Genomic DNA, 26,227 nt, shown 5'->3' with positions numbered 1-26,227 from the left:
CGGTCCGCCAGTGCCGCCCCTTGAGGGGCGCGCGAAGCGCGTAGGGGTGGGTTCAATTGGCTTCTAATTTGATCGCGTCGGCCAGTTGGCGGTAGCGGCGGATGTCTTCTTCCGTCATGGCCGCCAGCGTGGCCGGCGAACCGGCCTCGGCCACCATGCCCTGCGCGGCGATGCGGTCCTTCACCGACGGATCGGCCAGCACGCGGCGCAGTTCCCGGTTCAGGCGCTCGACCACGGCCGCCGGCAGGCCGGCCGGACCGTACAGGCCGAACCAGGTGCGCGTCGAGAAGCCCGGGATGGACTCGGCCACCGTGGGCGTGCCGGGCAGCATCTTCGAGCGCGCGGCCTGCGGCACCGCCACGGCCACCAGCTTGCCGCCCTGGATGTGCGGCAGCGCGGGCGAGAGCCCGACCAGCATGACGTCGATCTGGCCGCCCAGCAGATCCTGCATCGCCGCCGGACCGCCCTTGTAGGGCACGTGCGAAAGCGGGATGCCGGCGGCCTGCATCAGTTGCTCCATGAACAGGTGGTTGGGCGAACCCACGCCCGCCGACCCGTACGTGGCCTTGCCCTGCCTGCCGCGCGCGTAGGCCACGAATTCGGCGAAGGTCTTGATCTTCAGGGTGGGGTTGGCGGCCAGCACGAACTCGTTGAAGCCCAGCAGCGAGACCGGCGTGAAATCCTGCAAGGGCCGGTAGGGCAGTTGCTTGTAGACGATGGTGTTGATCGCCATGTTGCCGTCGTGGGCGATCGCCAGCGTGTAGCCGTTGGGCTCCGCCTTGGCCAGCGTCTCCATGGCGATCAGGCCGCCCGCGCCGGGCTTGTTCTCGACCACGACCTTCTGCCCCAGCCCGCCGGACAAGGGTTCCGCCAGGATCCGGGCGAAGGCGTCGGGCGCGCTGCCGGGCACCGACGGCACCAGCAGCTTGATGGGCTGGCGCGGATAGTCCTGGGCGGCGGCGGTGCCGGCCGCGCCCAGCAGCAGGCCGGCGGCCAGCGCGGCCAGCGACCGGCGGCGCGGAATGTGGGGAAGACGGGGGCTCATGAGCGGGGAGGTCCTTGCGGGTGGAATCGGATAACTGGTCTGCTGGTACGGATAGTAGACCAGTTAAAACGCGCCCACTATCCAGGGTTAACCCGTATTCAGCCGAGAAGGCTCGTTGTCTTTCCCGGCACCAACATAGGCCGGCGCCAGCCCCTTGGTGGTGCGCCGCCTGGCTGTTGCGGCGGCTGCACGCTTCGTGTCGCGGTGCGCTTGCCATTCCCTCGAAAGCCCGGTTTTCCGGGCAATGCAGGCCATTTCCGAACGCGGGTTTCCATGCTGGCATGTGACTTGCATAACCGTGGCATCAAGGTGGTATGCCACATGTATGCACCACGTTCGCATGCCGCCTTTCCTGTCATCCACAGCCGGAAAGGATTTCGATGAAACTGTTTTCAGGTTTGAAGCTTCTCGCCGTGGGCGCTTTGTTCGCGGTGGGCTCGGCGCAAGCGGCCGAGCCGACCCGCATCAAGTTCGCCTTCAATTTCGCGCTCGATGGAAGTGCCGGACCGTATCTGCTGGCGCTCGAACGCGGTTATTTCAAAGAGCAGGGCCTCGATGTCACCATCGATCCTTCGTCGGGATCGGGCGATGCGGTAACCCGCGTGGCGTCGGGGACCTATCAGATGGCCTCGGCCGATTTCTCCACGCTCGTCGAGTTCGCCAGCCGTCAACCCGCGGTAACGCCCAAGGTTGTTTTCGTGATGTACGAGCGCGCGCCGCAGGCGATCATCAGCCTGTCGAGCGCGGGCATCAAGAAGCCGGCCGACCTGGCAGGCAAGACCGTGGGCGGCGGCAACGCCGACGGGCCGGCGCGTCTGTTCCCGGCGCTGATGCGCATCGCCGACGTCGATCCGTCCAAGATCACCTACAAGCAGATCTCGCCGCAGTTGCGCGACTCCATGCTGTTGACCGGACAGGTCGACGCGGTGATCGGCAATGACTACACGTCCTGGTTCAACCTGAAAGGGCGCGGCGCCAAGCGCGAGAACGTCGACATTCTGGAATATGCGGACTTCGGCCTGGATGTCTACAGCAACTCCATCATCGCCAGCCAGGCATTGCTGCGTGACAAGCCCGAGGCGGTCCGCAAGTTCATCGCCGCCGCGCTGAAAGGATGGCGGGATGCGATAGCCGACCCGGCGGCGGCGACGAAGGCGGTGGCCGCTCGCAACAGGTTGATCGATCCCGTGCTCGAAACCGAGCGCTTGCAGTTCCTGATCGACCACAAGGTTAGGACGCCGAATGTCCAGAAGCACGGGATCGGCTATGTCGATGCCGACCGGATGAAGAAGAACATCGCAACCATCACCGAAAGCTTCGAGCTGCCGGCCGCGCCGCCGGTGTCGCTGGTGTACGACCCGCAGTTCGCGCCGGGCGGCAAGTCGGCCGTGCAATAAAGCGGAGCATCGCTTCATGGCAATCATTTCATCCGGCGCCGGCGTGCGTCCCATCGAGGAAGCCGGCGCTGACGGAACCGAGCCGCTGCTGGAGGGCGGCAAGGGCCTGGTCGACCGGCTGCATGCGCAGTTGCACGAGATGCTGCTGACTCATGAAATCCCGCTGGGGGTGCCGATCTCGGAGCGGCAGCTGTCGATACGGCTGGGGGTGTCCCGCACCCCTTTGCGCGAGACCCTGCGGCGGCTCGAAGGCGAAGGCTTCATCCAGCGCAACAACGGCGTGCTGGAAGTGCGCCGCATCACGCTGGAGGAATTCCTCGAACTGCTCAAGATCCGGCGCCTGCTGGAGGTCGAGGCGGCCGGCGAGGCCGCGGGCCGGATCGATCCCCATACGGCCGCCGATCTCCGTGCGGCCCTGGAGCGGTTGCTGGCGGGCGAGGTCCGGGACAACCGGCAGCGCGTCGCGCTCGATCTCGAACTGCACCGCGCCATCTGCGATGCCTGCGGCAGCCGCTCCATGGCCGAACTGATCGAGCAGTTGCGCCGCCGGTCCATGCTGTTCGCCACGCCGCCGGTTCCCGGCGATTTCCGCCAAACCGTGGCCGAGCATCTCCGTTTGCTGGATGCCGTGGCCACGGGCGACAAGGATCGCGCAAGAGAGGCCATGGCCGAGCATCTCGACCACGTGCTCGACAACATTCTTTCCCGCCTGATGAAGCGTTAGGCGTTGCAGGATACCCCCCACCATGACTGAAAAAAATCTTTCCCATGAACAAGGTCCGGACACGGACGTTCCGATGTTGTTCCAGCCCCTGACGCTGCGGGGCGTGACGGCGCGCAACCGTGTCGTCGTGTCGCCGATGTCGCAGTACAGGTCGGTCGATGGCTGCCCCACCGACTGGCACCTGGTGCACCTGGGCAAGTTCGCGCTGGGCGGGGCCGGCATCGTCTTCTGCGAAGAGACCTCGGTCTCGCAGCGCTCGCGCAAGACCTACGACTGCCCGGGCATCTACACCGATGCGCAGGCCAAGGCCTGGCGCCGCATCACCGACTTCCTGCGTGAGCAGGGTACGGTCAGCGCCATCCAGCTGGGCCATGCCGGCCGCAAGGTGGCGACGCGGGCGCCGTGGGAAGGCTTCTCGCCGCTGGGCGAGGCGGACGCCGCGCAGGGCCGCCCGCCCTGGTCGGGCCTGGCCCCCAGCCCCATTCCGTTCAAGGAGGGCGCGATGGCGCCCAAGGAAATGGACCGCGACGACATCCGCGCGGTGATCCAGGCGCACGTCGATGCGGCCAAACGTTCATTGGACGCGGGCTTCGACATCTGCGAGATCCACGGCGCCCACGGCTACATCGTCCAGCAGTTCCTGTCGCCGATCACCAACCATCGCACCGACGGCTACGGCGGCGACATCGAAGGACGCATGCGCTTCGGCCTGGAGCTGATCGAAGCGGTCCGGGCGGCGTGGCCGGCCGACCGGCCGCTGTTCTTCCGCGGTTCGTGCGTCGACGGCCGCGGCGGCATCTGGAGCCTGGACGACACGGTCGTGCTGGCGGGCCGCCTGAAAGAGCGCGGCGTGGATATGTTCGACTGCTCGTCGGGCGGCATCGACGGTCCGCTGACGCTGCACGTGGTGCCGCGCGTGCCCGGCTACCACGTGCCGTTCGCGCGGCGCATCCGCGACGAGGTCGGCATGCCCACCATGGCGGTGGGTCTGATCCGCGAGGCGCAGCAGGCCGAGGGCTATCTTCGGGCGGGCGACTGCGACCTGGTGGCGTTGGCGCGCGAGATGATGTGGAACCCGAACTGGGCCGCGCACGCGGCGCGGGAACTGGGCCTGGCGCGGCCGCATGAACTGCTGCCGCGGAACTATGCATGGTGGCTGCAGAAGCGCGAAGAAACCCTTGAACTCTCCAGGACGTCCGCCCATGAACAGCCTGTCTCCTGAAGGCCGCCCCTTCGCGGAACTGTACGACGTCGCCATGCACTATGGCGGCCTCGATGGCACGCTTGCGCTCGAGAATCTGAACATGACCGTCAACCGCGGCGAGCTGGTCGCCGTGGTGGGACCGTCGGGGTGCGGGAAATCGACGCTGATGCGGTTGATGAGCGGCCTGTGGCTGCCCACCGACGGCGGCGTGATCATCGATGGCAAGGAGGTGGACCAACCCCTGTCTATCGTCGGCATGGCGTTTCAGAATCCCACGTTGCTGCCGTGGCGCACGATACTGGACAACGTCATGCTGCCCCTCGAGGTGGCGACCGGGCATCGCAGCCGTCTGCGGGCCCACAAGGCCGAGTACGTGGCCAAGGCCCAGGAACTGCTCGAGCTGGTCGGCCTGGGAGGGTTCGGCGCAAAGCTGCCGCACCAATTGTCGGGCGGCATGCAGCAGCGGGCGTCGCTATGCCGCGCGCTGATACACGAGCCGGCGCTGTTGATGCTGGACGAACCGTTCGCCGCGCTGGATATCTTCACGCGCGAGGATCTGTGGTCGGTCTTGCAGAACGTATGGATGGCCCGACGCCCGACCGTGATGCTGGTGACGCACGATCTGCGCGAAGCCGTCTATCTGGCCGACCGCGTGGTGGTCATGTCGTCGCGTCCCGGTCGGGTGATTGCCGAGCACATCGTGCCCTTCCCTCGTCCCCGCAGGCGCGAGGATACGTTCTCGCCCGAATTCAACGGCCTGGTCCACGAGTTGCGCGAAGCGATCGAAGTCGCTCGCGGCCAGCACGAAAATCCTGAAGGGGTCGAACATGCAGCGTGAGAATGCCTTGCCTGTCAACGAGGTGCGCCGAGCCGCGCGCAGCAGCCGGGCCGCCGCGCGTACCGCCGCCCTGAAACGCCGGCGCCGCCTGGAGCGCGTCCTGCCATGGCTGGTCATCCTGGGTTTCTTCCTGGTATGGGAGGCCGCCGTCCGCGCCCTGGGTGTCGCGGACTTCGTATTGCCGCCGCCTTCGGCCATCGTCCAGGGCATGATCAAGTGGTGGGAGCCGTTGCTGATCGATGCCGCGCATACGCTGCTGTCGACCACCATAGGCTTTGCCTTCGCGGTCGTGCTGGGCATCGTCACCGGCGTCGCCATCGGGGCGTCCACCCTGGTCTATCGGGGGCTTTATCCGCTGCTCGTGGCGTTCAACAGCATTCCCAAGGTCGCGTTGGTGCCGGTGCTGGTGTTGTGGTTCGGGGTCAATACCGTGCCGGCCATCATTACCGCGTTCGCCATCAGTTTCTTTCCCATCGTGGTCAACGTCGCCACCGGCATCGCCACCATCGAACCGGAACAACGCGACGTGCTGCGGGCATTGGGGGCGCGTCCGCTGGACATCGTGCGCAAGGTCGGACTGCCGCGCGCCATGCCGTATTTCTTCGCCTCGCTCAAGATCGCGATCACCGTGGCCTTCGTCGGCAGCATCACCGCGGAAACGGTGTCCTCCGAGCATGGGATCGGCCATTTGATGATGGCGGCTTCCGCCAGTTTCGACGTGCCGCTGGTATTTGCCGGGTTGATCGTGACCAGTGTCATGGGCATCGCGATGTACACCATCGCGGCCGCCATCGAAAAACGCACCACGACGTGGGCGACGCGTGGCCAGAACGATCTGGAGAATGGCGGACACTGACGGATTCGTGGCCTGACGGGTCAGCGCTTGTCCAACTGGTCGTACACGGCCGACGCCACCCGCGCCAGCTCGTCCTTGGAAACCCCGGCCGACAGCGCATAGCCGAAGGGCCCGTCTATCCAATAGAAGACATTGATGTTGCCCTCGCGTGCGAAGCGGAAGGCCGTGTCCGGATTGCCGTCGCGCTCGGTGCTGACGTACAGGGTCAGGCGCTGCCCGCCGGCGTCCTGGTACATGAACTGGGCCACCGGGCCTTCGCTGCCGGGCAGCAGCCGGCCGCCGACCAGTTCAAAGCCCAGGCCGCCCAGCTTGGGCGCCCGCACGTCCTGGCCCAGCCGGCGCGACAGCCAGGTGACGAGCTGGGTTTCCTGGTCCGCGCCGATCTCGACCGGCCGGCGCACGTCCGGGCTGTAGACCGCATGGGCGATCGCGGCCTGCTGGGGCAGGGATGGCCGGGCGTCGGCGATCGCCGGGGCCTGGTAGCGGCCGTGTCCCCACCAACCCGCCATGCCGCCCAGCAGGACCAGCATGATGCCGGCGGCTATGCGCAGGGCGGGCTGCGTCGACCGGCCACGGCGGGCGCCCGGGGGAATCGCCGCGGTTTCCAGCGCGGGCGGGATCGGTTCGTCCAACACGGGTTCGAACAGCCGTTGCAGTGCGCGCTTCTGTTCCTGCCACGCCCGCACGCGCACGGCAGCGTCCGGGTGGCCGGCAAGATGGGCCTCCACGTCGGCCCGCCGCGCGGGCGACAGCTCGCCATCGGCGTAGGCATGCAGATCGGCTTCGGTGATGGGCATCATGGTTTCACTTGATCATCCGCAGGGTTCCGGCCGCGGGCGGTTGTCCGTCCAGGATCAGGCGCAGCCGCTCCCGGCCCCGGGACAGCCGGGACATGACGGTCCCCAGCGGGATGCCCAGGGTGTCCGCGACCTCCGCGTAGCGCATTCCTTCCAGCGCGACCAGCAGCAGGACCGCCCGCTGTTCCTCCGGCAACTGCGCCAGCGCGTGCTCCAGGTCCTCGAGTTCGATGCCGTCCGCCTGCGTGGGCCGCGACGGCATATCGTCCAGGGTCTCGTTCCACGGCACCGTATTCAACCGCTGCCCCCGCAACTGGTCCACGCGCAGGTTGTGCATGATGGACAGCAGCCACGCGCCCAGGTCCCGCCCGGTGTGCCACGTGTGCAGGCGCGCCCAGGCGCGTTCCAGGGTGTCCTGCACCAGATCGTCGGCCGCCGCGCGATCGCCCGCCAGCGCGCGGGCATAGCGCCGCAGACGCGGAAGCAGGGCTGTGACCGCACGGCTGTCCATGGGCCGGTCAGGGCTTGGCGGCGTGCCAGACGTTGTTGACGCCGTCGCCGGTCTTGTCGCCCGGCTTCTGGTCCTTGACCCAGAAGTACAGGGGCTTGCCCTTGTACGCCCACTGGGCCTTGCCGTCGTCGCGGGTGATGACCGTGTAGTCGCCCTCGGCCTTGTCCGAGGCCGCGGCCATCAGCGGCGGCCAGTTGGTCGCGCACGGGCCGTTGCACACGCTCTTGCCGCTGCCGGCGACGTCCTTGTCGAACACGTAAAGCGTCATGCCGTTGCCGCCGGCCAGCACGCCGTCCTTCGCCTGGGCGGGGGCCGCCTGCGCGGCCGACGCGCCGAACAGGGCCGCCGTCGCCAGCAGCAGGGAGGGCAGAAGCGATGTTTTCCTGGCTACCATGGGATGCTCCTTGGTGGTTGATGAAGGGTGCTTGAACGGTATACGGGGGCGGGCCGTCCAGTATTCCCTTCGGCGGAAAAAATCTGCCCTGATTGTCCCCCTATTCCAGGCTGACGTTCGCCGAACGCACCGTGGCCTGCCACCGCCGGCCCTCGGTGTCCATGAAGGCCGCCATGTCCTCGGGCGTGCCGGGGCTGGGCGCCACGCCCAGTTCCTGCATGCGCCGCCTGGTGGCCGCTTCGCCCAGAACCGCATTGATCTGCTCATTCAGGGTGGCGACCACGCCGGCCGGGGTTCCCGCCGGCGCCAGCATGCCGTACCAGGCGGGCGCGTCGAAGGCGGGCAGGCCGGCCTCGGCGAAGGTGGGGACGTCGGGCAGGTCGGCCAGGCGCGACTTGCCTGTGACCGCCAGCGCGCGGACCTTGCGGCCCTTGATCTGGGGCAGCGCCGAGGGCGCGGTGTCGAACATCATTTGCAGCCGTCCGCCTATCAGGTCGGTCATGGCCGGGCTGCTGCCCTTGTAGGGAACGTGCTGCATGTCGCCCTGGATCAGGGACTTGAACAGTTCGCCCGACAGGTGCACCGAGGTCCCCGCGCCGCCGGAGCCGAAGTTGACGGTGCCGGGCTTGCCGCGGATCAGGTCGATGGCTTCCCTCAGCGTGCGCGCGGGGAACTGGTCCGCCACGATCAGCACGGTGGGCGACGTGGCGATCATGCCGACCGGCACGAAGTTCTTCTTCACGTCGTAGCCCAGGTCCTTGTACAGGTAGGGGTTGATGGACAGCGTGACCTGGCCGAACAGCAGCGTGTAGCCGTCGGCCGGTGCTCGCGCGGCGAGCTGGTTGCCGATGTTGGTGCCGGCGCCGGGCTTGTTCTCGATCACGAAGGTGGAACCAGTGCGCTCGGACAGGCGCGAGGCGACATAGCGGGCGATGTTGTCGCTGCCGCCGCCTGGCGCGAAAGGCACGATGATCGTGACGGGTTTGTCGGGATAGGCGGCATGGGCCGGCGCGGTGGCGGTACCCAGGGCCGCGGCCAGGGAAGCGGCGATAAGCGATGCGATCTTCATGGTGTCTCCAGTGTGTTCTTCGAATGAGCAAGGGTTGGGGCGGTCAGGGCCGCCCTCGTGATCAACGCGCGAGCTGCCGGGCGACGGCTTCGCCGAAAGCGCGGCATCCCAGCGTGCCGCCCAGGTCGGCCGTGCGGGTGGCGGGATCGGCCAGCACGGCGTCCACGGCCTGTTCGATGGCCGCGCCGGCGCGGGTGCAGGCCGCCAGGCCGCGATGCTCGCCCAGCCAGCTCAGCAGCATGGCCACCGACAGGATCATCGACGTCGGGTTGGCCTTGTCCTGGCCCTGGATGTCGGGCGCCGACCCGTGCTGGGCCTGCGCGCAGCAGAGCGTGTCGCCGGCCATCACGGATCCGGCCAGCCCCAGGCTGCCGGACAGCTCGCTGGCCAGGTCGGACAGGATGTCGCCATAGAAATTGGTGGCGACGATGACGTCGAAGCGCGCGGGGTCGCGCACCAGATAGGCGGTCGAGGCATCGACCAGCAGGTCGTCCAGCACGACGTCGGGGAAGTCCGCCGCGACCTTGCGCACTTCGCGCAGGAACAGGCCGTCGGTCATGTGGAAACTGTTGGCCTTATGGATGGCGGTGACGCGCCCGCGCCGCTTGCGCGCTAGCTCGAAGGCGCGGCGGGCGATGCGTTCGCTGCAATGGGCGGTGATCTTGCGCACCGAGATCGCCATGTCCGGCGAAGGCATCATCTCGCCCCAGCCCTGGTGCATGTTGCGGTCGGGATAGAAGCCTTCGGTGGCCTCGCGCATGATGACCAGGTCCATGCCGTGCGCGCCGCGGCCCAGGAACGGGCGCGAACGGGCGGGACGCACGTTCGCGTAGAGGTCGAGATCGCAGCGGAAGGCGGCCGAGATGTTGCGGCCGCCTTGTTCGGGCGCGGGGTAGTCGGCGTGGGACTGGGTGCCCAGGACGATGCCGTCGTAGCCGCGCGCCCGGTCCAGCACCGATTCGCGCAGCGTGGTGCCGTGTTTCTCCAGGCTGGCGAAGCCGACGTCTTCATAATCGAAGGCGAGGTCCAGGCCGTAGGCGCCGTCGGCCTGGCGCAGGACGTCGACGGCGGAGGCGACGATCTCGGGGCCGATGCCGTCGCCGGGAAGTACGAGGAAACGCATGATGGGTTGGCCTTGTTCGGGAAGGTTAGTGGTGTTCGGCCGACACGGGGCGGGTCTCGCCCGAGTCGGCCAGCGTGCGGGTGGCATCCAGCACCGCGTAGATCCACAGGATGCGCATGGGCTGCGTGGCCGAGAGGTTGCGGAAGCGGTGCGGCACGTTGGGTGGGATGAAGGTAGCGTCCAGCGGCTTGAGCCGGTGTTCCTGGCCGTCGATGTCGAGCACGGCGTCGCCTTCGATCAGCACCACGCTTTCCTGGCAGTTGTGGCTGTGGAAGGGGATCTGCGCGCCGGGGCCGAAGCTCGTGTAGCCGGTGATGAAGCTGTTCGAGCCGATGGCGCGGCCGACCAGCGGCGTGGTCGAGGCGCCGCCGCCGCGGTCGTAGGTGGGAAGCTTGTCCAGCTCGAGCAGCGCCGCGCCGGAGGGGGTCTTGATGGTCATGGTTGTCGTCCTGGTGAGGTTCAGGTGGCGGGGCCCACCCAGTAGGTCTTGATATTGGTGAACTCGCGGATGCCGGCCGCGCCCAGCTCGCGGCCATAGCCCGACTGCTTAATGCCGCCGAACGGCAGCCGCGCGTCGGAGGCGACGATGCCGTTGACGAATACCGCGCCCGCTTCGATGCCGCGGGCCAGTTCGCGCGCGCCTTGCACGTCTCCCGTCCACAGCGCCGCGCCCAGGCCGAACTCGGTCGCGTTGGCCAGGGCGATGGCCGCCTGTGTGTCGCGCACCCGCATGACGGCGGCCACGGGGCCGAAGGTTTCCTCGCAGCCTGCGGCCATGCCGGGCGTGACGTGGTCCAGCACGGTGGCCGGATAGAAGAACCCGGGGCCGTCGGGCATGCGGCCCCCCAGCTTCAGTTCGGCGCCCTGGGCCCGCGAGCGCTCGACCTGGTCGTGCAGCGCCGTGCGCAGATTGGCGCGCGCCATGGGGCCCAGTCCGGTGCCGGCTTGCAGCGGATCGTTCATGACCAGCGCGCCGGCATGGGCGCACAAGCGGGCCGAGAAATCGTCGGCCACGCGTTCGTCGACGATGAAGCGTTTGGCGGAAATGCAGCTCTGGCCCGTGTTCGAAAAGCGTGCCTTGGCCGCCGCGGCGGCGGCGCGCTCGACGTCGGCATCGGCCAGCACGATGAAGGGATCGGAACCGCCCAGCTCCAGCACCTGCTTCTTCATGGCGCGCCCGGCCTGCGCGGCCACCAGCTTGCCGACGGCGGTCGAGCCGGTCAGCGTGACGGCGGCGATGCGCGGATCGTCGATCAGCGCGGCCACGCGTTCCGGTTCGACGAACACATTGCCGACCAGGCCGGGGACGTCGATGGCGTCGCGGAACAGTTCCTCCAGTGCCAGCGCGCATTGCGGCACGTTGCCCGCGTGCTTGAGCACCGCGCCGTTGCCGGCGCACAGCGTGGGCGCGGCAAAGCGCACGAACTGCCAGAGCGGATAGTTCCACGGCATGATCGCAAGCACGACGCCCAGCGGATCGTAGGTGACCGCACTGTAGCTGCCGTTGGCCGGCACGGGTTCGTCGGCCAGCAGGCGTGCCGCGTGGTCCGCGTAGTGGTCGCAGGTCCAGGCGGATTTCTCGATCTCGGCCAGTGCCTCGGACAGGGGCTTGCCCATCTCCAGCGTGATCAGCCGCGCGTAGGCCGCTTTGCGCTGGCGCAGCAGCTCGCCCACGCGGCGCATGTCTTCGCAGCGCGCCGCGATGGGCAGGGTGCGCCAGCGCGCCTGGGCCCGGGCCGCGGCATCGAGCACGGCATCGACCTGCGTCGAGTCATGCAGCGGATATCGGGCGATGGTTTCGCCGGTGGCGGGGTTGGTGGAAATCAGCATGTCGGATCCTGTCTAGGAAAGCGAAGAGGCCGGTGCGCCGGGCACCGGAAATGCGTAGAGCCGGGCGGGGTTGTCCACCAGGATGCGTTGCCGGTCGGCCGGGTCCGGCAGCCAAGCGCGCAGGCGATCCAGTGCAGCCCCGGCGTTCTCGGACCGGAAGGGTTCGATGCGGCCGAGCCCGCCCTGGCGGATGCCGTGGCCGCCGGTATGAGGCCAGTCCGATGCCCACAACAGGCGCTCGGGGGCGGCATCGGCCAGGCGCCGGGTGAACGCCGCCAGTTCGTCCAGGTACGCGCCGCCCGGCGCGGCGCGATAGGGCGCCGACAGCTTCACGTACAGGGGCATGGCGCGCACCAGCGCCACCACGGTGTCGGCCGGTTCGGCCGTCGCGGCGCCAGGATGGGCGAGCAGGCCCGCGAAATGATCCAGCACCACGGGAATCTCCAGCGCCGACAGCGTCTCGGCCAGGGCGGCCACCCGGCCGATGTCCGCGTGCAGTTGCAGGTGCCATCCCAGCGGCGCGATCCGGTCCCGGGCGCGCAGCAATTGGCTGACGGTATCCGGTCCGCCGGCGGGGTTCCGCACCGCCAGGTTCAGGCGCACGCCGCGCACGCCCTGCTCATGCAAGGCCGGCAGATCGAGCAGCGGATCCGCCAGTTCTTCCAGTACCGCGATGCCGCGAGCCCGGTCCGGACCGAACGCGTGCAAGCCTTCCAGCAGCGCGGCATGGTCCGAGGCATAGACGCTGGGCTGCACCAGCACCACGCGCGCCATGCCCAGCCGCGACAGGAAGGCGTCCAGGTCGCCGGTCTCGGCCGCGCCCGGGGTATAGGCGCGGTCCGCCGCATAGGGATGGCGGGCGGGCGCGAACACATGGACGTGGCAATCGCAGGCCCCCAGGGGCGGCGGCACCATGGGTGCCTCGACCGCCGCCAGCGAGACCCGGGACGGGCCGGTGTCCAGGTGCGCTTCATTCATTTCTGGTCTTCCTCTTTTTGGTATTTTATGGAATCATAGTACCAAAATAAAAAGAAAAACCAGCTTTAAAAAGCTATTGAAAGGTTCTTTTTGATTGATAAGTTCCAACAAGAAGTGTTGATAGGACGGCGTGTATGATTGCCGGAGCCTTCCCTTTTCCGCCCCTTCGTGACTCGACCCCTTACCGATACGCTCGCGGCCGACATCCACCGCTACATCGCCACCCAGGGCCTGGGAGCCGGCCAGCGCCTGCCCGAGCGCGCGCTGGCCGAACAATTCCGCGTGTCGCGTTCGCCCATTCGCCGCGCGCTGGAGCGGCTGGCCGTCGAGCGGGTGGTCGAGGCGCGGCCCGAGGGCGGCTACGTGGTCACCGAGGCGGCAATGCGCCTGCCCCGGGAACAGGCCGAAGAGGCCTACGGCGCAGCCAGCGAGGACGACGTCTATTTCCGCATCGCGCGCGAGCGCCTGGCGGGCCTCTTGCCCGACCGCTTCACCGAAAGCGAATTCATGCGCCGCTATGGCGTGACCCGTGGGGAACTGGCGGCCATCCTGCGGCGCATGGCGCAAGAGGGATGGGCCGAACGGCTGCCCGGCCACGGCTGGGCCTTCCTGCCCACGCTGGCCTCGGCCGAGGCCTACGGGCAGGGTTATCGGTTCAGGCTGATGCTGGAGTCGGGAGGGATACTGGAACCCAGCTTCAAGCTCGATCGCGAGGCGCTGCTGCAATGCCGCGCGGAACAGGAAGCCCTGGTCGCGGGCGCGGTCCATACCGCTTCGCCCGCCTATCTGTTCGACGCCAACAGCCGCCTGCACGAAACCATCGCGGCGTGCTCCGGCAATGCCTTCATCCTGGATGCGCTGAAGCGGCTGGACCGCCTGCGCCGCCTCATGGAGTACCAGAAGGCGGTGGATCGGCAGCAGGCCGAGCGCCGCTGCCGGGAACACCTGGTGTTGATCGATCTGCTGTTGTCGGGGCAGCGCGAAGCCGCCGCCGATTTCATGCGAGTGCATTTGCGGCAGGCGGCCATCGAGAAGCAGGCGGGGCCGCACGACGTGGGCGGGGCCGGGGATTAGGTCCGGGCACGCCTGGACGACACACGCCAAGGAGGCAACACGGGTGGATGCGCTAAGCCCTTCTCTCTGGATCGCCGTGGCGGCGATCATTCTTGCCGTTCCCGGACTGGGCATGGCCTTCGGGTCGCGCGGCCTGCGGCCGCTGCGGCGCCTGCTGGGGCTGGCGCTGGTTGCCCTGAGCCTGGTCTCCGGACTGCTGGCCTTCACCGTCTACCGCTACCTGGAACTGTTCGAGGACCGGCACGTGGCCACCATCGAACTCAAGCAGGACGGCCAGCAGCGTTTCCGCGCCACCGTCGTGCTGCCGCCCGGGCCGGCGGGCGCGCCCCAGGGCGAGCGCCAGTTCGTGCTGTCGGGCGACGCGTGGCAGATCGATGCGCGCGTGCTGCGCTGGCGGCTGCCGGCGGCGCTGGCCGGGGTGCCCTCGTTGTATCGCCTGGACCGCATCGGCGGGCGCTATGACGACATCGAGCGCGAACGCAGCGTCCTGCGCACCGTGTATGCGCTGGACGACGACCGGCGCCTGCCCGACCTGTGGGTGCTGAAGCGCGAGTTCTCGCGCTGGCTGCCCTACGTCGACGCCGAATACGGCAGCGCCACTTTCATGCCCATGTTCGACGGCGCGCGCTACGACGTGTTGTTCAACGATCGCGGCGGCCTGCTGGCCAAGCCGGCGGACGAGGCCACGGCGGCGCGCCTGCGCGGAGGCTGAAGTTTCACGCCGGCAGCGGCAGCTTGCTCGAGAACTTCACTTCCCGCAGCGACAGGCTGGTGCGCACCGTGGCCACGTTGGGCAGCGTGCGCAGCACCTTGTCGATGAAGTCGCGCACCGAATCCAGGTCCTCGGCCACCACCATCATCACGAAGTCGGCCTCGCCCGTGACGCGGTGGCAGGTCAGCACCTGGTCGTTCGCCGCCACCAGTTGTTCCAGCGCCTCGAAGGCCTGGGCCGTGTGCGGCGAGAAATTCAGGCTGATGAAGGCCAGTTCGCCCAGCCCCAGCTTGCGGCGGTCCAGCATCGCCTGATAGCCCTGGATGTAGCCTTCGGATTCCAGCTTGCGCAGCCGGTGCCAGCAGGGGGTTTCGCTCAGCGCCACGCGCTGGGCCAGCTTGGCGTTGGACAGGCGGCCGTCTTCCTGCAGGTGACGCATCAGTTGCAGGTCGGTCTGGTCCAGGGATTCGGTTGGAGCATTCTTTTTCATTGCTCCATTTTAATAGGAGATTCTTCTTTCATCCGGCCCTTAGCCTGAAATCGTAAATCCAAGGGCGGAGTTTCTTCGACAAGATCCGTCCGCTGTCCGCGTGCAGGGAATTCAGCAAGACATTGAATTCTTCGGGAACGACGACCGAAGGAACCATGAAAAGCGCGGGCGCAGACCTGTCGTCGAGCCAGCGGGTGCCGAGCTCGACGCTTGCTCTGTCCCAGGGCGTGGCGTCCCAATTGGCGGGCGCGTCGGCGTGATCGAGTCGCTTTGCCGCCTGCCAGACATCGTCGGGTATTTCCAGGCGGACGAGGAAGCGCCGGACTGGCAGGGTCCCTGTATTGATGTGCACGAGCGTTTCCAGGCACGCCAGGGAAATGGACGAGGCGGCATAAACGACGGGGAAGCCGGGACGGTTCCACCTGCCACCCCTTTGCCCGGCGCCTTCTCCACCCAGGTCCTCGGCCAGGTATCCCAGCCCATCGGACGCGATGCGCCACGCAAAATAGGTCATGCGTAAGCGCTGCCCTGGGCCATGGCGAGAATGTGGCGAACGAGTTGTTGCCCTTTCATCGTATCCATGTAGCTTGCCGGTGTGGCATTGCCCAGCGCCGGATTGGGCTGTTCCAGCCATGCGCCTACCCAGGCGGCGGCATCGAAGGGCTCAGTGGATCCCGATTCCCGGACGATCGTTTCGGCCAGGCCCACCAACTGGGACAGCCCGATGGCGCGTTCGGATTCCTCCTGGCTGAGTTTGTCGTCGTTGCCGAGCCGTCGTTTGATGGTCGAACGACCGAAGCCCAGCAGGCTGTAGACTCGGTCTTCGCTGGTGGACAGCCGGCTGACGAACCGCTGGAACTCGCGGGCGTCCACGCGCGCCTTGATCCAGTCGACAATTTCCCCATCCGAGGCAAGAAAGGCTGTGGTGTAGTCGACCAAGGACGGCGGACGCCGCGTTGGGCGGCGAGGCGCGTTCTTGGCGGGTTTGCCGTGAATGGCTTGAGTCATGGCTTCATCTCATGTGAGCCAATATTTTATCCCATATGGGACGTGAGCGCCGTATCGGTCGTCGCTTCCGTCTGCGTCGGTGCGAGATCATTCCTGCCGATGCGGTTTCGGCCCTGGCGCTTGGCCTGCGCCAGAAGCCGATCGACGTGGGCATAGGCGTCTTCGAAAGACACTTCGCGTCCGAAACTGCCTATGCCGAAGCTGGCCGTGCAGCGCAGCCCAGGCACGATGGAAGAGAAATCGTGCTGCGCCAGGGCCGCCTGCAATCGCGCCGCGGCCTGCTCGGTTTCCCCTAGTGTCGCCCCGGGCAGGACCAGCATGAATTCCTCGCCGCCTATGCGGCCGATGGCGTCCATCTTGCGCACGTGCTGCGCCAGCACGCCCGCCATGGCCCGCAGCACCGCGTCGCCCACGGGGTGGCCGTAACGGTCGTTGATCTGCTTGAAGTGGTCCGCGTCCAGGATGACGAGCCCGTAGTACTGCGTCGCTCTGCGGCTCCTGGCCAGGAAATCGAGCAGGCTGTTGCGGTTGCGCAGCCCGGTCAGCGCATCGCGTTCAGATACCAGGCTGAAATGGGCGATGGTGCGGAACGCCGTCAGCAGCACCAGCAGCCCCGCCGCGCCCACGCTGAAAAGATAGAAGCTGAGCTGGGTCAGCACCCAGTACATGCCGCCGTCGTAGCCATAGGTCAGGGTCTTGGCGTTCATGGTCAGCAGCACGCGCGGCAGCAGGCTGACGGTGCCCAGCAGCAGGAAACCGAACAGCAGCCGTTCCAGCGCCGTTCCCCGCGCCAGATGCCGGATCCGCCACAACGCCAGCAGGAACAGCAGGGTCACCGCCGCGTACAGCGCGCCTATCCGCAGGCCCGACCAGGCCGGATCGCGGGTGCTCCACAGGCGCACCGCCAGCATGGCCGCCAGGACCAGGGCAGATGGCCAGGCCGGCAGGCGCTTGCGTTCCAGCTGCGCGATGCCGCTGGCGAACAGGAAGGCCGCGGCGCCGTACAGCACGCCGGTCGCCGCGATGTTGACCGTCTGGTTGGCGGGCCAGAGCGTGATCTGCAGGATCAGCCCTGTGCCGTAGCCGGCGAAGGCGCCGATGAAATACCGCAGGTGCGCAGGGCGCCCCATGAATCGCCACGCGCCCACCAGCAGCGCGGAGATCAGCAGCGCCACGAGAGGGTGGGAAAGCGCGAGCAGCGTATCGGTATGGGGCATGGGAGGGTCTGTCCCCGCCAGTGTAGCCCTGATGGGGTTTTTGGGACTTTTTGGGTGTCTGGATGGATGTCTAGGGATTTCTTCCTTGAAAATCACTAAATAAGGAAGAATCTTCTTTCCGGGCCGGCGGAATGCCCAAAAAAAGCAAGGCTATTTCCGCCCGCCTGGAAGATACTATCGATCGTATCTGTATCGGCATCACCACACTCAGGAGCGGCTCATGGGGCGGCAAGACGACAACAAATCCAAAGTGGCGATCATCGGCTCGGGCAATATCGGCACCGACCTGATGATCAAGATCATGCGCCATGGCAAGGCCCTGCAAATGGGCGCCATGGTCGGCATCGACCAGAAATCGGACGGCCTGGCCCGCGCCGAGCGCCTGGGCGTGCCCATCACGGCGGGCGGCATCGACGGCCTCCTGGCCATGCCCAACTTCGGCGAGATCCGCATCGCCTTCGACGCGACCTCGGCCGGCGCCCACAAGCGCCACAATGAACTGCTGCAGGCCAAGGGCGTGCAGGTCATCGACCTGACCCCCGCCGCCATCGGCCCCTACGTGATCCCGGCGATCAACATCGACGAGCACCTCGACTCGCCCAACATCAATATGGTCACCTGCGGCGGCCAGGCCACGATCCCGATGGTCAACGCCGTCTCGCGCGTGGCCAAGGTGCACTACGGCGAAATCATCGCCTCGATCTCCAGCAAGTCGGCCGGCCCCGGCACGCGCGCCAACATCGACGAATTCACCGAGACCACCTCCAAGGCGATCGAAGTGATCGGCGGCGCCGCCCGCGGCAAGGCCATCATCATCCTGAACCCGGCCGAGCCGCCGCTGATCATGCGCGACACCGTGTTCACGCTGTCCGAGATGGCCGACACCAAGGCCATCGAGCAAAGCATCGCCGACATGGTCGCCAAGGTGCAGAGCTACGTGCCGGGCTACCGCCTGAAGCAGCGCGTGCAGTTCGACGAAATCCCGGCCAGCGCGCCGCTGAACGTCCCCGGCCTGGGCAAGCTGTCCGGCCTGAAGACTTCGGTGTTCCTGGAAGTGGAAGGCGCCGCGCACTACCTGCCCGCCTACGCCGGCAACCTGGACATCATGACCTCGGCCGCCCTGGCGTGCGCCGAGCGCTTCGCGCAGACCCACCTGGTCGAAGCCGCCTGAGGATCGAACTATGAGCAACAAGAAACTCTACATTTCCGACGTCACGCTGCGCGACGGCAGCCACGCCATCCGCCACCAGTACAGCATCAAGAACGTCCGCGACATCGCCAAGGCGCTGGACGAAGCCAAGGTCGACAGCCTGGAAGTCGCCCACGGCGACGGCCTGTCGGGCTCCAGCTTCAACTACGGCTTCGGCGCGCACACCGACCTGGAATGGATCGAGGCCGTGGCCGACACGGTCAAGCACGCCAAGGTCGCCACCCTGCTGATCCCCGGCGTGGGCACCGTGCACGACCTGCGCAACGCCTACGACGCCGGCGCGCGCGTGGTGCGCGTGGCCACCCACTGCACCGAGGCCGACGTCTCCAAACAGCACATCGAATACGCCCGCAACCTGGGCATGGACTCGGTGGGCTTCCTGATGATGAGCCACATGACCACGCCCCAGGCGCTGGCGCAGCAGGCCAAGCTGATGGAAAGCTACGGCGCCTCGTGCGTGTACGTGGTCGATTCGGGCGGCGCCCTGAACATGAACGACGTGCGCGACCGCTTCCGCGCCTTCAAGGACGTGCTCAAGCCTGAAACGCAAACCGGCATGCACGCCCACCACAACCTGAGCCTGGGCGTGGCCAACTCCATCGTCGCGGTGGAAGAAGGCTGCGACCGCATCGACGCCAGCCTGGCCGGCATGGGTGCCGGCGCCGGCAATGCGCCGCTGGAAGTGTTCATCGCCGCCGCCGAGCGCATGGGCTGGAACCACGGCTGCGACCTGTACACCCTGATGGACGCCGCCGACGACATCGTCCGTCCGCTGCAGGACCGCCCCGTGCGCGTCGACCGCGAAACCCTGGCCCTGGGCTACGCCGGCGTGTATTCCAGCTTCCTGCGCCACGCGGAAACCGCCGCCGCCAAGTACGACCTGAAGACCGTGGACATCCTGGTCGAACTGGGCCGCCGGAAAATGGTGGGCGGCCAGGAAGACATGATCGTCGACGTGGCGCTGGACCTGAAGAAGTAATCGGCAGGCCGTTGCGACGGCCGCCGCGGTGTTTGAGTAGTAGTTAGCACGTGGCGCCGAAGGGCGCTTTGGTAGCCCGGGATGGTTTTCCATTCCGGGCTTTTTTACGTAGTATCGGTATTGGCGATATTTTAGAATTATCGACATTGCCGATTTCTTGGCATTACAAGCCAACATTTGTTATTGCGCTATATCGAGAATGGCGATAAATTGATTTTATCGATATAGCCGATGAAAAGCCATGTTCCGAATTTCCATGTCTTCTCAGGTTGGAACCATGTTGGTCAGTCGCCGCAAGTCCATGGGCCTTTCCCAGACCGTGGTTGCCTCACGTCTCGGTATCAGCCAGAACCGTCTGTCGGAACTCGAAAAGAACCCCGCGCATCTGACGCTGGATCGCTTGTTGGCGTTGACGGCGATTTTGGGTTTGGACCTGGTGCTGCAGGAGAAGGGGAAACCGTCGACGGCCGGCGTCGAGTGGTGACCATGGGCCGTCCTTCCCAAACCCGGGCTCTGGACGTATGGGCCAATGGCATTCGAGTTGGGCAATGGCACCTTCCTGCCCGGGGCGCGGACGAATTCCTCTACGACGACGCTTGGGCGGTTTCGCCGGTCGGACGCCCGCTTTCCCTGTCCTTGCCTGTGCCATTGGATCCGATTCCGCTGCGCGGAGCGGCGGTCCGTAGTTTTTTCGACAATCTGCTGCCTGACAGCGATCGGATACGCCAACGTCGAGCGCATTTTGCGAGGAGCCGCTGGTTCGCCGCGAGGAGTCGGCCAACTCGATGACGATGACGAAGAGCTCAGGATCTCGATCGCCGGCGCTCAGGAGAAGACCGCGTTGCTGTGGCATGAGGGGCGGTGGTGTCGGCCGCTAGGTGCGACGCCCACGACGCATATCTTCAAACTGCCGCTCGGGTTGGTTGGGAACCGGCAAGCCGACATGCGTACCTCCGTAGAAAACGAATGGCTGTGCGCGCAAATACTGTCAGCGTTCGGCGTGCCTGCGGCATCGTGCCGGATCGGGGAGTTTGGCGAGCAGAAAGTATTGATCGTCGAGCGCTTTGATCGACGGCTTGCCGACGGAGGCTATTGGTTGCGCCTGCCTCAGGAGGACTTCTGCCAAGCCTGCGGCGTATGGGCGGACGTCAAATACGAAGCGGACGGCGGCCCGGGTTTGAAAGAGATTGCCGCCATCCTGGCCAACTCCGACCGCCGTGACACTGACTTGCGCACACTATTGCAGGCCCAATTACTGTTCTGGCTGCTCGCGGCCACGGACGGGCATGCCAAGAATTTCTCCATTCATCTGTTGCCTCAGGCGCATTACCAACTGACGCCGCTCTACGATGTGCTATCGGCATGGCCCGTGATCGGCAAGGGTGCTAATCGGCTCGATTACAAGAAGTTGAAGCTGGCGATGGCGTTGCCCGGCAAGAACAAGCACTACAAGCTGGCCGAGGTGCAACGCCGGCATTTCAACAACACCGCGCGCTTGTGCGGCTACGGGCCGGATATGGAGCAGATCATCGGGGAAACGTTGGCGAACGTCGATGGTGCGCTGGAGGATGTGGGTAACAAGCTGCTAGCGGGCTTTCCTGCCGATGTCTTTGAGTCGATTGCCTCGGGAATGCGTCAGTCCGCCGCCAGATTGGCGGCCATGCCGAGTTAGCTGCCAGCAAACCGGGCCATGGGGCGCAGGGGGCGCCCCCGCGCGCCCCAGGCTCGGAGTGCGAGAATCCTATTGCCTAGCGATCGCCGCGGCGGCATCGGCCTTCATCTTGCCCAGCGCCGCGCCGGAAAGATACCGGCCCTTTAGCACCACGGCCGAGATCCTGTCCAGGTTCGCCACGTCGGCCACCGGATTGGCGTCCAGCACCACCAGGTCGGCGTCCTTGCCTTCCTCCACCGAGCCCAGGCTGGACTGGCGCCCCAGGAACTCCGCCGGATCCCGCGTCGCCATCTGCAGGACTTCCAGCGGCGAAAAACCCGCCGAGGCCAGTTCGCGGAACTCTTGGTGCAGGCTGACGCCCGGCACCAGCCAGATGCTCATGTCGCCGCTGAAGTCCGACCCCGCCATGATCTTGACGCCGTTCTGCTTCATGAGCTTGGAAACCCGCTTCTGCAATTCATAAAACTGCTGCAGCGTAGTAACCGCGCTCGCGGGCAGCTTGGCGAACTGGTCACCCACCTGCTGCCAGATCGCGCGCGTGGACTTGTCGATATAGACCAGGTTGGGGTCATTGCGGTACTGCGCATCGTTGCCGTAGTCCTGCGTGCGCAGCCGGATCAGCGTCAGCGTCTGCCAGGTGCCGTTCTTCGCGAACAGCTTGCTCAGCTCGACGCACTTGGCTTCATCGTAGGTGTCCAGGATGCGCTGGTAGAACGGCGCGTTCTGGGCGCCGTCGTAGGCGCGCGGGTTGGTGACGAAGGTGGGCGGGAAGGGCGGCTTCAGCGACCCGGCCAGCGCCGCCGGGCGCAGCGTCTGTTCCTCGCTCGAGCAGTCCATCAGCAGCCCCCAGCCGGCGCCCAGGTGATCGAAGGACGGTGCGCCCGCGTTGCTCGCGTCCCGCGCGCTGATGGTGGGGTTCAGGTGCGCCTCGCCGCCATGGAAAATGACCTCCGGCGCCAGCACCCGCCCCGCGGCGCTGTCCTGGTTCAGGACCTTGCCGCGTTCCATGTTGGCCGGGGAATCGGATTCCTCGCGGAATCCCGTGATGCCGCTGGCGAGCATCATGGGCCAATAGGGCGGATCGCGGTCGGCACTTTCCACCGCATGCGCATGCATGTCCAGGTAGCCGGGCACGACGTACTTGCCCGAGACGTCGATGGCCTGCGCGCCGCCCGTGGCGCGCAGCGGCTGCGAGGTGATGCGCCGGATCTTCCCGCCCTCCACGTGGACGTTCATGCCTGCGGCGAGCGAACCGTCGCGCGTATTCACCACCGTCGCGTTCTGCAGGATCGTGCCGCCGGCCACGTCGATGCCGCCGTCCCCCCCGCCGCCACAGGCGGCAAGAATGGGCAGCAGCGCCGAGAGGGCGCCAAGAAAGGCGTGCTTGTGTCGTGTCATGGCCTGTCTCCTTTTGGTGTCGTTATCCGCGTCGGATCTTAGGAGGCCTTGGCACGGCCGAGGAGATGGCGGCTTTGCCACGACGATACCCGCGAGGTATCGGTAGGGCGCGCACCACCTGTTGCACCCCGTTGCCGCTTGTTCCAGGATAGTTGGGAATACTGGAGGCGAACTCATCCCACCCACGACAGGAGCACAGCATGGCCTCGGATAGCAACGTGGAAAAAGCCAAGGACGTCCTGGAAGAAGGCGCTGACGCCGTCGACAAGGCGGCGCACGCCACCGCCGACAAGGTGACCCGCGCCACGCGGCGCGCCAAGGACGCCGCCGCGGATGCCCTGGACGAAGGCAGCGATACGCTGGAAAACGCGCTTCTGTGCGCCAGGGACGTCATCCGCCGCCATCCCATCACGTCCGTGGCGGCGGTCGCGGCGGTGGCGTATCTGTGGGGGCGGATCCGGGGATAGGTCCGGAGGAACCGGCAGCGCCGGTCGGGACTAACCGGCCGGGCGCGCCGCCAGCTCGCGTCCGGCGTGCTGGAACATGCCGCGCAGCCACCGGTGCCCGGGATCCTTGTGGCTGCGTTCGTGCCAGTACGCCGCGTAGCGGATGCGGGGCAGGCGCAGCGGAACCTCCAGCAGCCGCAGCGGGTACTGGTCGGCGAATGGCCGGGCCAGCATGCGCGGCAGGGTCGCCAGCATGTCGGTGCGCGAGACGATGGCCGGGATGGTCAGGAAGTTCTGGACCAGGAACGGCCGTTCGATCTTCCGCCCCTCTCTTGCCAACGCCTCGTCCAGCACGACGGCCGTGGTCGGCCGTCCCGTTCCCAGCGGGCGCACGTGTGGACATCCCAGGAAGTCCTCGACCGTCAGCCGGTCCCGGATCGTGGGGTGCGAGCGGCTGGCCAGGCACACGACCTGGTCCTGGAACAAGGGCATGGAACGCAGCGTGGGCGTGGGGGCCAGCAGCCAGGCAATGCGCAGATCCAGGTCGCCCGCCTCCAGTTGTTCGATCGCCCGGGCCGGCTGCGGCGGGCGCACTTCGATGCGGATGTCGGGCGATTCCCGCCGCAGGCGCTCCAGCAGGGGCGGCATCAACATGTGCTCGGCATATTCGGGAATGGTCACCACGAAGCGCCGGCGCGAGGTCGCGGGATCGAAGCGGTCGGCGGGCGACACCATCCGGTCGTATTCCGCCAGGATCTGGCGCGCCGACTGTTCCAGTTCGCGCGCCCGTTCGGTGGGCACCATGCCGCCGCGCGTGCGGACCAGCAGCGGGTCGTTGAAGTGTTCCCGCAGCTTGCCCAGCGTCTGGCTCAGGGCCGGCTGGCCGACGCCAAGGAGATTCGCGGCGCGGGTGACGTTCCTTTCCGTGACCAGGACGAGCAGGGCACGCAGCAGGCGAAAATCCATATTATCCATGGTTGGTGATTTTAAAGATTAGCGAATGCCCATGGTAACGGGCAGGGGGGCTGGAGTCTAATCCGGTCGTGATCAATGACCCGCCCGCCACCATGTACTCGACCTTTCAGCAAGCGCAGCAGGCGCTGGCCGGACAAGCGCCCGGCGATCCGCTTGCCCAGCCCATCGAGGAAGCCCGCCTGCGGCAGTCGCGCTACTTCCAGGCCTTGAACACCGGCGTCTCGGACGTGGCCCGGTCGGACGACCACGCCATCGGCGGGCCGCATGGAGATATCCCGGTGCGGATGATCTGCGCCCACCGGCGTCCGCACGCGCCCTGCCTGGTATTCCTGCGCGGCGCGGGATTCTGGGCCGGCGGCATCGATTCGCACCTGGGTACCCTGCATCGCCTGGCGGTGCTGACCGGCTGCGTGGTCGCCGCCATCGACTACCGCAAGACCCCCGAGCACCGCTATCCCGTCCAGCAGGACGAAATCCTGTGCGTGCTGGCATGGCTCCGGCGCCATGGCGCGGAACTGGGCCTGCGGCAGGGCGCATGGGTGTTCTTCGGCGAATCCGCGGGCGCGACACTGGCGCTGTCCGCCACGCTGGCGCTGCGCGACGGGCAGCAAGACCTGCCCGCCGGACTCGTCCTGTTCTATCCCAATTGCGGCGGCCCCCGACCCGGCGCGCGGCCGTATTCCCAATGGGTATGGCGCAGCTATCTCGGCGACGCGGATCCCGACGCCGTACCCGGACCGGTCCCTCTGCGCCAGAACCTGCACGGGCTGCCTCCCGTATGGTTGGGCTGCGGCACGGCGGACCCCTTGCTGGCCGATGCCCAGGCGCTTGCCGACGGCCTGCAACGGGCGGCGGTCCCCCACCAGCTCGCGCGCTTCCCGGACATGCCGCATGCGTTCGTGATGCACGCGGCCGCGCTGCGCCCGGCCCGCCTCGCACTGGAGCAGGCCGCGGCACAGGTCCGCAGCCTGTTCGATTTCCCCCTCATGGAAACCCTTCCATCATGAAGCGATACACCCCCACCCAGGAAGAAATGCAAGGCCGCATCGCCAGGTTCAAGGATCTGGTCTCGACCAAGGCGCGCATCCAGGAAAAACTGGGCCTGCCCCAGGAGGTCATGGAAATGATCACGGCCAAGGCCACCTTCAACGTCATGTCCCCAGGGCCGTTGCCGGGGCAGATCTCGCCCCGTCCCGCCGTGGAAGGCGGGGACGCCGGCGTGTTCCGGCTGGGCATCGTCACCTGCCCGCCCGGGCAGGGGCCGGGGCTTCACGTGCACTATCACACCCACGAGACCTTCATGTGCCTGACGGGGCGCTGGCTGATCCAGTGGGGCGACCATGGCGAGGAAAGCACCGTGCTCGAACACCTGGACCTGATCGCGCTGCCGCCCGCCGTCACCCGCCGCTTCCAGAACCTGTCGGAGCAGGACGCGCAATTGCTCGTGATCGTGCAGGGCGAACGCGACCAGTTCGACGACATCGACCGCGATCCGGCCACCGCGGAGAAAATCGCCGCCCGCTTCGGGCCCGAGATCGTCTCCAGGCTGGAGACGGCCGGCTGGAAATTCACGATAGGCAAGGAGGCGGCCCATGAACCCGCGCGAGCCTGACATGGCGTCCTTCGACCCGGACGCGCTGGAGCCCAGGCAACAGTACAAGCTGATGAGCGGGACCATCATTCCCCGCCCCATCGCGCTGGTGACGACCCTGGCGCCCGACGGCGTGGCCAACGCGGCGCCCTTCAGCCTGTTCAACATGGTCGGCGTCGATCCGCCCATGCTGATGTTCTCGCTGACGCCGCGGGCAGGGGAAGTCAAGGACACCGGCCGCAACATCGAGCGCCTGCCGGAATTCGTCGTCCATATCGTGGACGAAGGCGTCAAGGAAAAGATGAACATCTGTTCGGCCGATTTCCCGCCGGGCACCAGCGAGATCGACTTCGCCCGGCTGCGGACGGCACCGTCCGTCAAGGTGCGACCGCCCCGTCTGGTGGAATGCCCGGCCCAGTTCGAATGCCGCCTGATCGACATCATCAAGGTCGGCCGCCGGCCCAACCATCTCGTCATCGGCGAAGTGGTCATGATGCATTACCGGGAAGGCATCGTGGACCCGGCCAAGTTCTATGTGGACGCCGCGCGGCTGGCCCCCATCGGCCGGCTGGAAGGCGCCGGCATGTACACGCGGGTGACCGACCGCTTCCAGATGGGACGCCCCGAGATTCCCGGCGTGCCCGCCACCAGCGGCTGAACCACCGCAGGCTTCCCAAGAAAAGGAGACA

29 protein-coding genes and 1 pseudogene are annotated in these 26,227 nt (G+C 66.8%); 15 read left to right on the top strand and 15 right to left on the bottom strand.

What is annotated here, in order from left to right; translation table 11 throughout:
* Positions 1-52: 52 nt before the first annotated feature.
* A complete protein-coding gene (locus EV675_RS03620) occupies positions 53-1,045 on the bottom strand; it encodes a Bug family tripartite tricarboxylate transporter substrate binding protein (RefSeq protein ID WP_130356038.1) in 993 nt (330 codons plus the stop codon).
* A 314-nt stretch (positions 1,046-1,359) separates the two neighbouring features.
* Between EV675_RS03620 and EV675_RS03615 the strand changes: the two genes are divergently transcribed.
* Genes EV675_RS03615 through EV675_RS03595 form a run of 5 tightly spaced genes read left to right on the top strand, consistent with a single transcriptional unit; the run spans position 1,360 to position 6,064 of the window.
* The gene (locus tag EV675_RS03615; RefSeq protein ID WP_130356037.1) at positions 1,360-2,442 is read left to right on the top strand and encodes an ABC transporter substrate-binding protein; all 1,083 of its coding nucleotides are present in this window, start codon (positions 1,360-1,362) and stop codon (positions 2,440-2,442) included.
* A gap of 16 nt (positions 2,443-2,458) precedes the next feature.
* Positions 2,459-3,166: a GntR family transcriptional regulator gene (locus EV675_RS03610; RefSeq protein WP_130356036.1), complete on the top strand. Its 708-nt coding sequence runs from the start codon at positions 2,459-2,461 to the stop codon at positions 3,164-3,166.
* 22 nt (positions 3,167-3,188) lie between these two features.
* Positions 3,189-4,388: an NADH:flavin oxidoreductase/NADH oxidase gene (locus EV675_RS03605; protein ID WP_130356035.1), complete on the top strand. Its 1,200-nt coding sequence runs from the start codon at positions 3,189-3,191 to the stop codon at positions 4,386-4,388.
* Entirely contained in the window at positions 4,369-5,208 is an 840-nt protein-coding gene (locus EV675_RS03600) for an ABC transporter ATP-binding protein (RefSeq protein WP_207221908.1), read from the top strand. The genes EV675_RS03605 and EV675_RS03600 overlap by 20 nt, the downstream gene beginning before the upstream one ends.
* A complete protein-coding gene (locus EV675_RS03595; RefSeq protein ID WP_130356034.1) occupies positions 5,198-6,064 on the top strand; it encodes an ABC transporter permease in 867 nt (288 codons plus the stop codon). Before EV675_RS03600 ends, EV675_RS03595 begins: the two co-directional genes overlap by 11 nt.
* 20 nt (positions 6,065-6,084) lie before the next feature.
* Here EV675_RS03595 and EV675_RS03590 read toward each other — a convergent pair whose 3' ends face one another.
* From EV675_RS03590 to EV675_RS03555, 8 genes are all read right to left on the bottom strand, one after another.
* A complete protein-coding gene (locus EV675_RS03590; protein WP_130356033.1) occupies positions 6,085-6,864 on the bottom strand; it encodes an anti-sigma factor family protein in 780 nt (259 codons plus the stop codon).
* A 4-nt stretch (positions 6,865-6,868) separates the two neighbouring features.
* A complete protein-coding gene (locus EV675_RS03585) occupies positions 6,869-7,372 on the bottom strand; it encodes a sigma-70 family RNA polymerase sigma factor (protein WP_130356032.1) in 504 nt (167 codons plus the stop codon).
* 7 nt (positions 7,373-7,379) lie between these two features.
* Positions 7,380-7,766: a COG4315 family predicted lipoprotein gene (locus EV675_RS03580; RefSeq protein WP_130356031.1), complete on the bottom strand. Its 387-nt coding sequence runs from the start codon at positions 7,764-7,766 to the stop codon at positions 7,380-7,382.
* Positions 7,767-7,866: 100 nt separating this feature from the next.
* The gene (locus EV675_RS03575) at positions 7,867-8,835 is read right to left on the bottom strand and encodes a Bug family tripartite tricarboxylate transporter substrate binding protein (protein ID WP_130356030.1); all 969 of its coding nucleotides are present in this window, start codon (positions 8,833-8,835) and stop codon (positions 7,867-7,869) included.
* 61 nt (positions 8,836-8,896) lie between these two features.
* Positions 8,897-9,958 carry an isocitrate/isopropylmalate dehydrogenase family protein gene (locus tag EV675_RS03570; RefSeq protein WP_130356029.1) on the bottom strand — a complete coding sequence of 354 codons (1,062 nt, stop codon included), beginning with the start codon at positions 9,956-9,958 and terminating at the stop codon, positions 8,897-8,899.
* A 25-nt stretch (positions 9,959-9,983) separates the two neighbouring features.
* Positions 9,984-10,397, bottom strand: a complete 414-nt coding sequence (locus EV675_RS03565; RefSeq protein WP_130356028.1) for a cupin domain-containing protein — start codon at positions 10,395-10,397, stop codon at positions 9,984-9,986.
* Positions 10,398-10,417: 20 nt separating this feature from the next.
* Positions 10,418-11,788, bottom strand: coding sequence for an NAD-dependent succinate-semialdehyde dehydrogenase (locus EV675_RS03560; RefSeq protein WP_130356027.1), 1,371 nt, complete (start codon positions 11,786-11,788; stop codon positions 10,418-10,420).
* Between the two features lie 12 nt (positions 11,789-11,800).
* A complete protein-coding gene (locus EV675_RS03555) occupies positions 11,801-12,766 on the bottom strand; it encodes an amidohydrolase family protein (RefSeq protein WP_242621321.1) in 966 nt (321 codons plus the stop codon).
* A gap of 168 nt (positions 12,767-12,934) precedes the next feature.
* Between EV675_RS03555 and EV675_RS03550 the strand changes: the two genes are divergently transcribed.
* On the top strand, positions 12,935-13,840 hold the full coding sequence (locus EV675_RS03550) for a GntR family transcriptional regulator (RefSeq protein ID WP_130356026.1): 906 nt from the start codon (positions 12,935-12,937) through the stop codon (positions 13,838-13,840).
* A 112-nt stretch (positions 13,841-13,952) separates the two neighbouring features.
* A complete protein-coding gene (locus EV675_RS03545) occupies positions 13,953-14,552 on the top strand; it encodes a hypothetical protein (protein WP_423213215.1) in 600 nt (199 codons plus the stop codon).
* A gap of 4 nt (positions 14,553-14,556) precedes the next feature.
* Here the strand turns inward: EV675_RS03545 and EV675_RS03540 are convergent, their stop codons facing one another.
* Genes EV675_RS03540 through EV675_RS30175 form a run of 4 tightly spaced genes read right to left on the bottom strand, consistent with a single transcriptional unit; the run spans position 14,557 to position 17,267 of the window.
* Positions 14,557-15,042, bottom strand: a complete 486-nt coding sequence (locus EV675_RS03540) for an Lrp/AsnC family transcriptional regulator (RefSeq protein ID WP_087836751.1) — start codon at positions 15,040-15,042, stop codon at positions 14,557-14,559.
* A gap of 28 nt (positions 15,043-15,070) precedes the next feature.
* On the bottom strand, positions 15,071-15,556 hold the full coding sequence (locus EV675_RS03535; protein ID WP_130356025.1) for an RES family NAD+ phosphorylase: 486 nt from the start codon (positions 15,554-15,556) through the stop codon (positions 15,071-15,073).
* Positions 15,553-16,050: an antitoxin Xre/MbcA/ParS toxin-binding domain-containing protein gene (locus EV675_RS03530; protein ID WP_130356024.1), complete on the bottom strand. Its 498-nt coding sequence runs from the start codon at positions 16,048-16,050 to the stop codon at positions 15,553-15,555. Before EV675_RS03530 ends, EV675_RS03535 begins: the two co-directional genes overlap by 4 nt.
* A 26-nt stretch (positions 16,051-16,076) precedes the next feature.
* Entirely contained in the window at positions 16,077-17,267 is a 1,191-nt protein-coding gene (locus EV675_RS30175) for a GGDEF domain-containing protein (RefSeq protein ID WP_130356023.1), read from the bottom strand.
* 220 nt (positions 17,268-17,487) lie between these two features.
* Here EV675_RS30175 and EV675_RS03520 point away from each other — a divergent pair, with 220 nt between their 5' ends.
* The 4 genes and pseudogenes from EV675_RS03520 (at position 17,488) to EV675_RS03505 (ending at position 21,128) form a co-directional block, all read left to right on the top strand.
* Positions 17,488-18,438 (top strand): acetaldehyde dehydrogenase (acetylating), encoded by a 951-nt coding sequence (locus EV675_RS03520; protein WP_130356022.1) that lies wholly within the window; start codon positions 17,488-17,490, stop codon positions 18,436-18,438.
* Positions 18,439-18,448: 10 nt separating this feature from the next.
* A complete protein-coding gene (dmpG, locus tag EV675_RS03515; RefSeq protein WP_124691832.1) occupies positions 18,449-19,456 on the top strand; it encodes a 4-hydroxy-2-oxovalerate aldolase in 1,008 nt (335 codons plus the stop codon).
* 241 nt (positions 19,457-19,697) lie between these two features.
* Positions 19,698-19,940 (top strand): helix-turn-helix domain-containing protein, encoded by a 243-nt coding sequence (locus EV675_RS03510; protein ID WP_130356021.1) that lies wholly within the window; start codon positions 19,698-19,700, stop codon positions 19,938-19,940.
* Positions 19,941-19,942: 2 nt separating this feature from the next.
* A pseudogene (locus EV675_RS03505) lies at positions 19,943-21,128 on the top strand (HipA domain-containing protein).
* A 69-nt stretch (positions 21,129-21,197) separates the two neighbouring features.
* Here the strand turns inward: EV675_RS03505 and EV675_RS03500 are convergent.
* The gene (locus tag EV675_RS03500) at positions 21,198-22,526 is read right to left on the bottom strand and encodes an amidohydrolase family protein (protein ID WP_165404410.1); all 1,329 of its coding nucleotides are present in this window, start codon (positions 22,524-22,526) and stop codon (positions 21,198-21,200) included.
* Positions 22,527-22,726: 200 nt separating this feature from the next.
* Here EV675_RS03500 and EV675_RS03495 point away from each other — a divergent pair, with 200 nt between their 5' ends.
* The gene (locus tag EV675_RS03495) at positions 22,727-22,993 is read left to right on the top strand and encodes a hypothetical protein (RefSeq protein ID WP_130356019.1); all 267 of its coding nucleotides are present in this window, start codon (positions 22,727-22,729) and stop codon (positions 22,991-22,993) included.
* 30 nt (positions 22,994-23,023) lie between these two features.
* On the opposite strand, the gene EV675_RS03490 is transcribed toward EV675_RS03495, so the two are convergent.
* On the bottom strand, positions 23,024-23,938 hold the full coding sequence (locus tag EV675_RS03490; RefSeq protein WP_242621320.1) for a LysR family transcriptional regulator: 915 nt from the start codon (positions 23,936-23,938) through the stop codon (positions 23,024-23,026).
* Between the two features lie 77 nt (positions 23,939-24,015).
* Between EV675_RS03490 and EV675_RS03485 the strand changes: the two genes are divergently transcribed.
* From EV675_RS03485 to EV675_RS03475, 3 genes are read left to right on the top strand one after another with little or no spacing between them, the layout of a single operon-like run.
* Positions 24,016-24,954 (top strand): alpha/beta hydrolase, encoded by a 939-nt coding sequence (locus EV675_RS03485; RefSeq protein ID WP_130356017.1) that lies wholly within the window; start codon positions 24,016-24,018, stop codon positions 24,952-24,954.
* Positions 24,951-25,559 (top strand): cupin domain-containing protein, encoded by a 609-nt coding sequence (locus EV675_RS03480; RefSeq protein WP_130356016.1) that lies wholly within the window; start codon positions 24,951-24,953, stop codon positions 25,557-25,559. Before EV675_RS03485 ends, EV675_RS03480 begins: the two co-directional genes overlap by 4 nt.
* On the top strand, positions 25,540-26,196 hold the full coding sequence (locus tag EV675_RS03475; RefSeq protein WP_130356015.1) for a flavin reductase family protein: 657 nt from the start codon (positions 25,540-25,542) through the stop codon (positions 26,194-26,196). The genes EV675_RS03480 and EV675_RS03475 overlap by 20 nt, the downstream gene beginning before the upstream one ends.
* Positions 26,197-26,227 lie beyond the last annotated feature (31 nt).

It is taken from the genome of Pigmentiphaga kullae (assembly GCF_004216695.1).
GTDB classification, from domain to species: Bacteria; Pseudomonadota; Gammaproteobacteria; order Burkholderiales; family Burkholderiaceae_B; genus Pigmentiphaga; species Pigmentiphaga kullae.
Note: the sequence above shows the minus strand (reverse complement) of the source record. Positions and strands in the feature narration are given on the sequence as shown.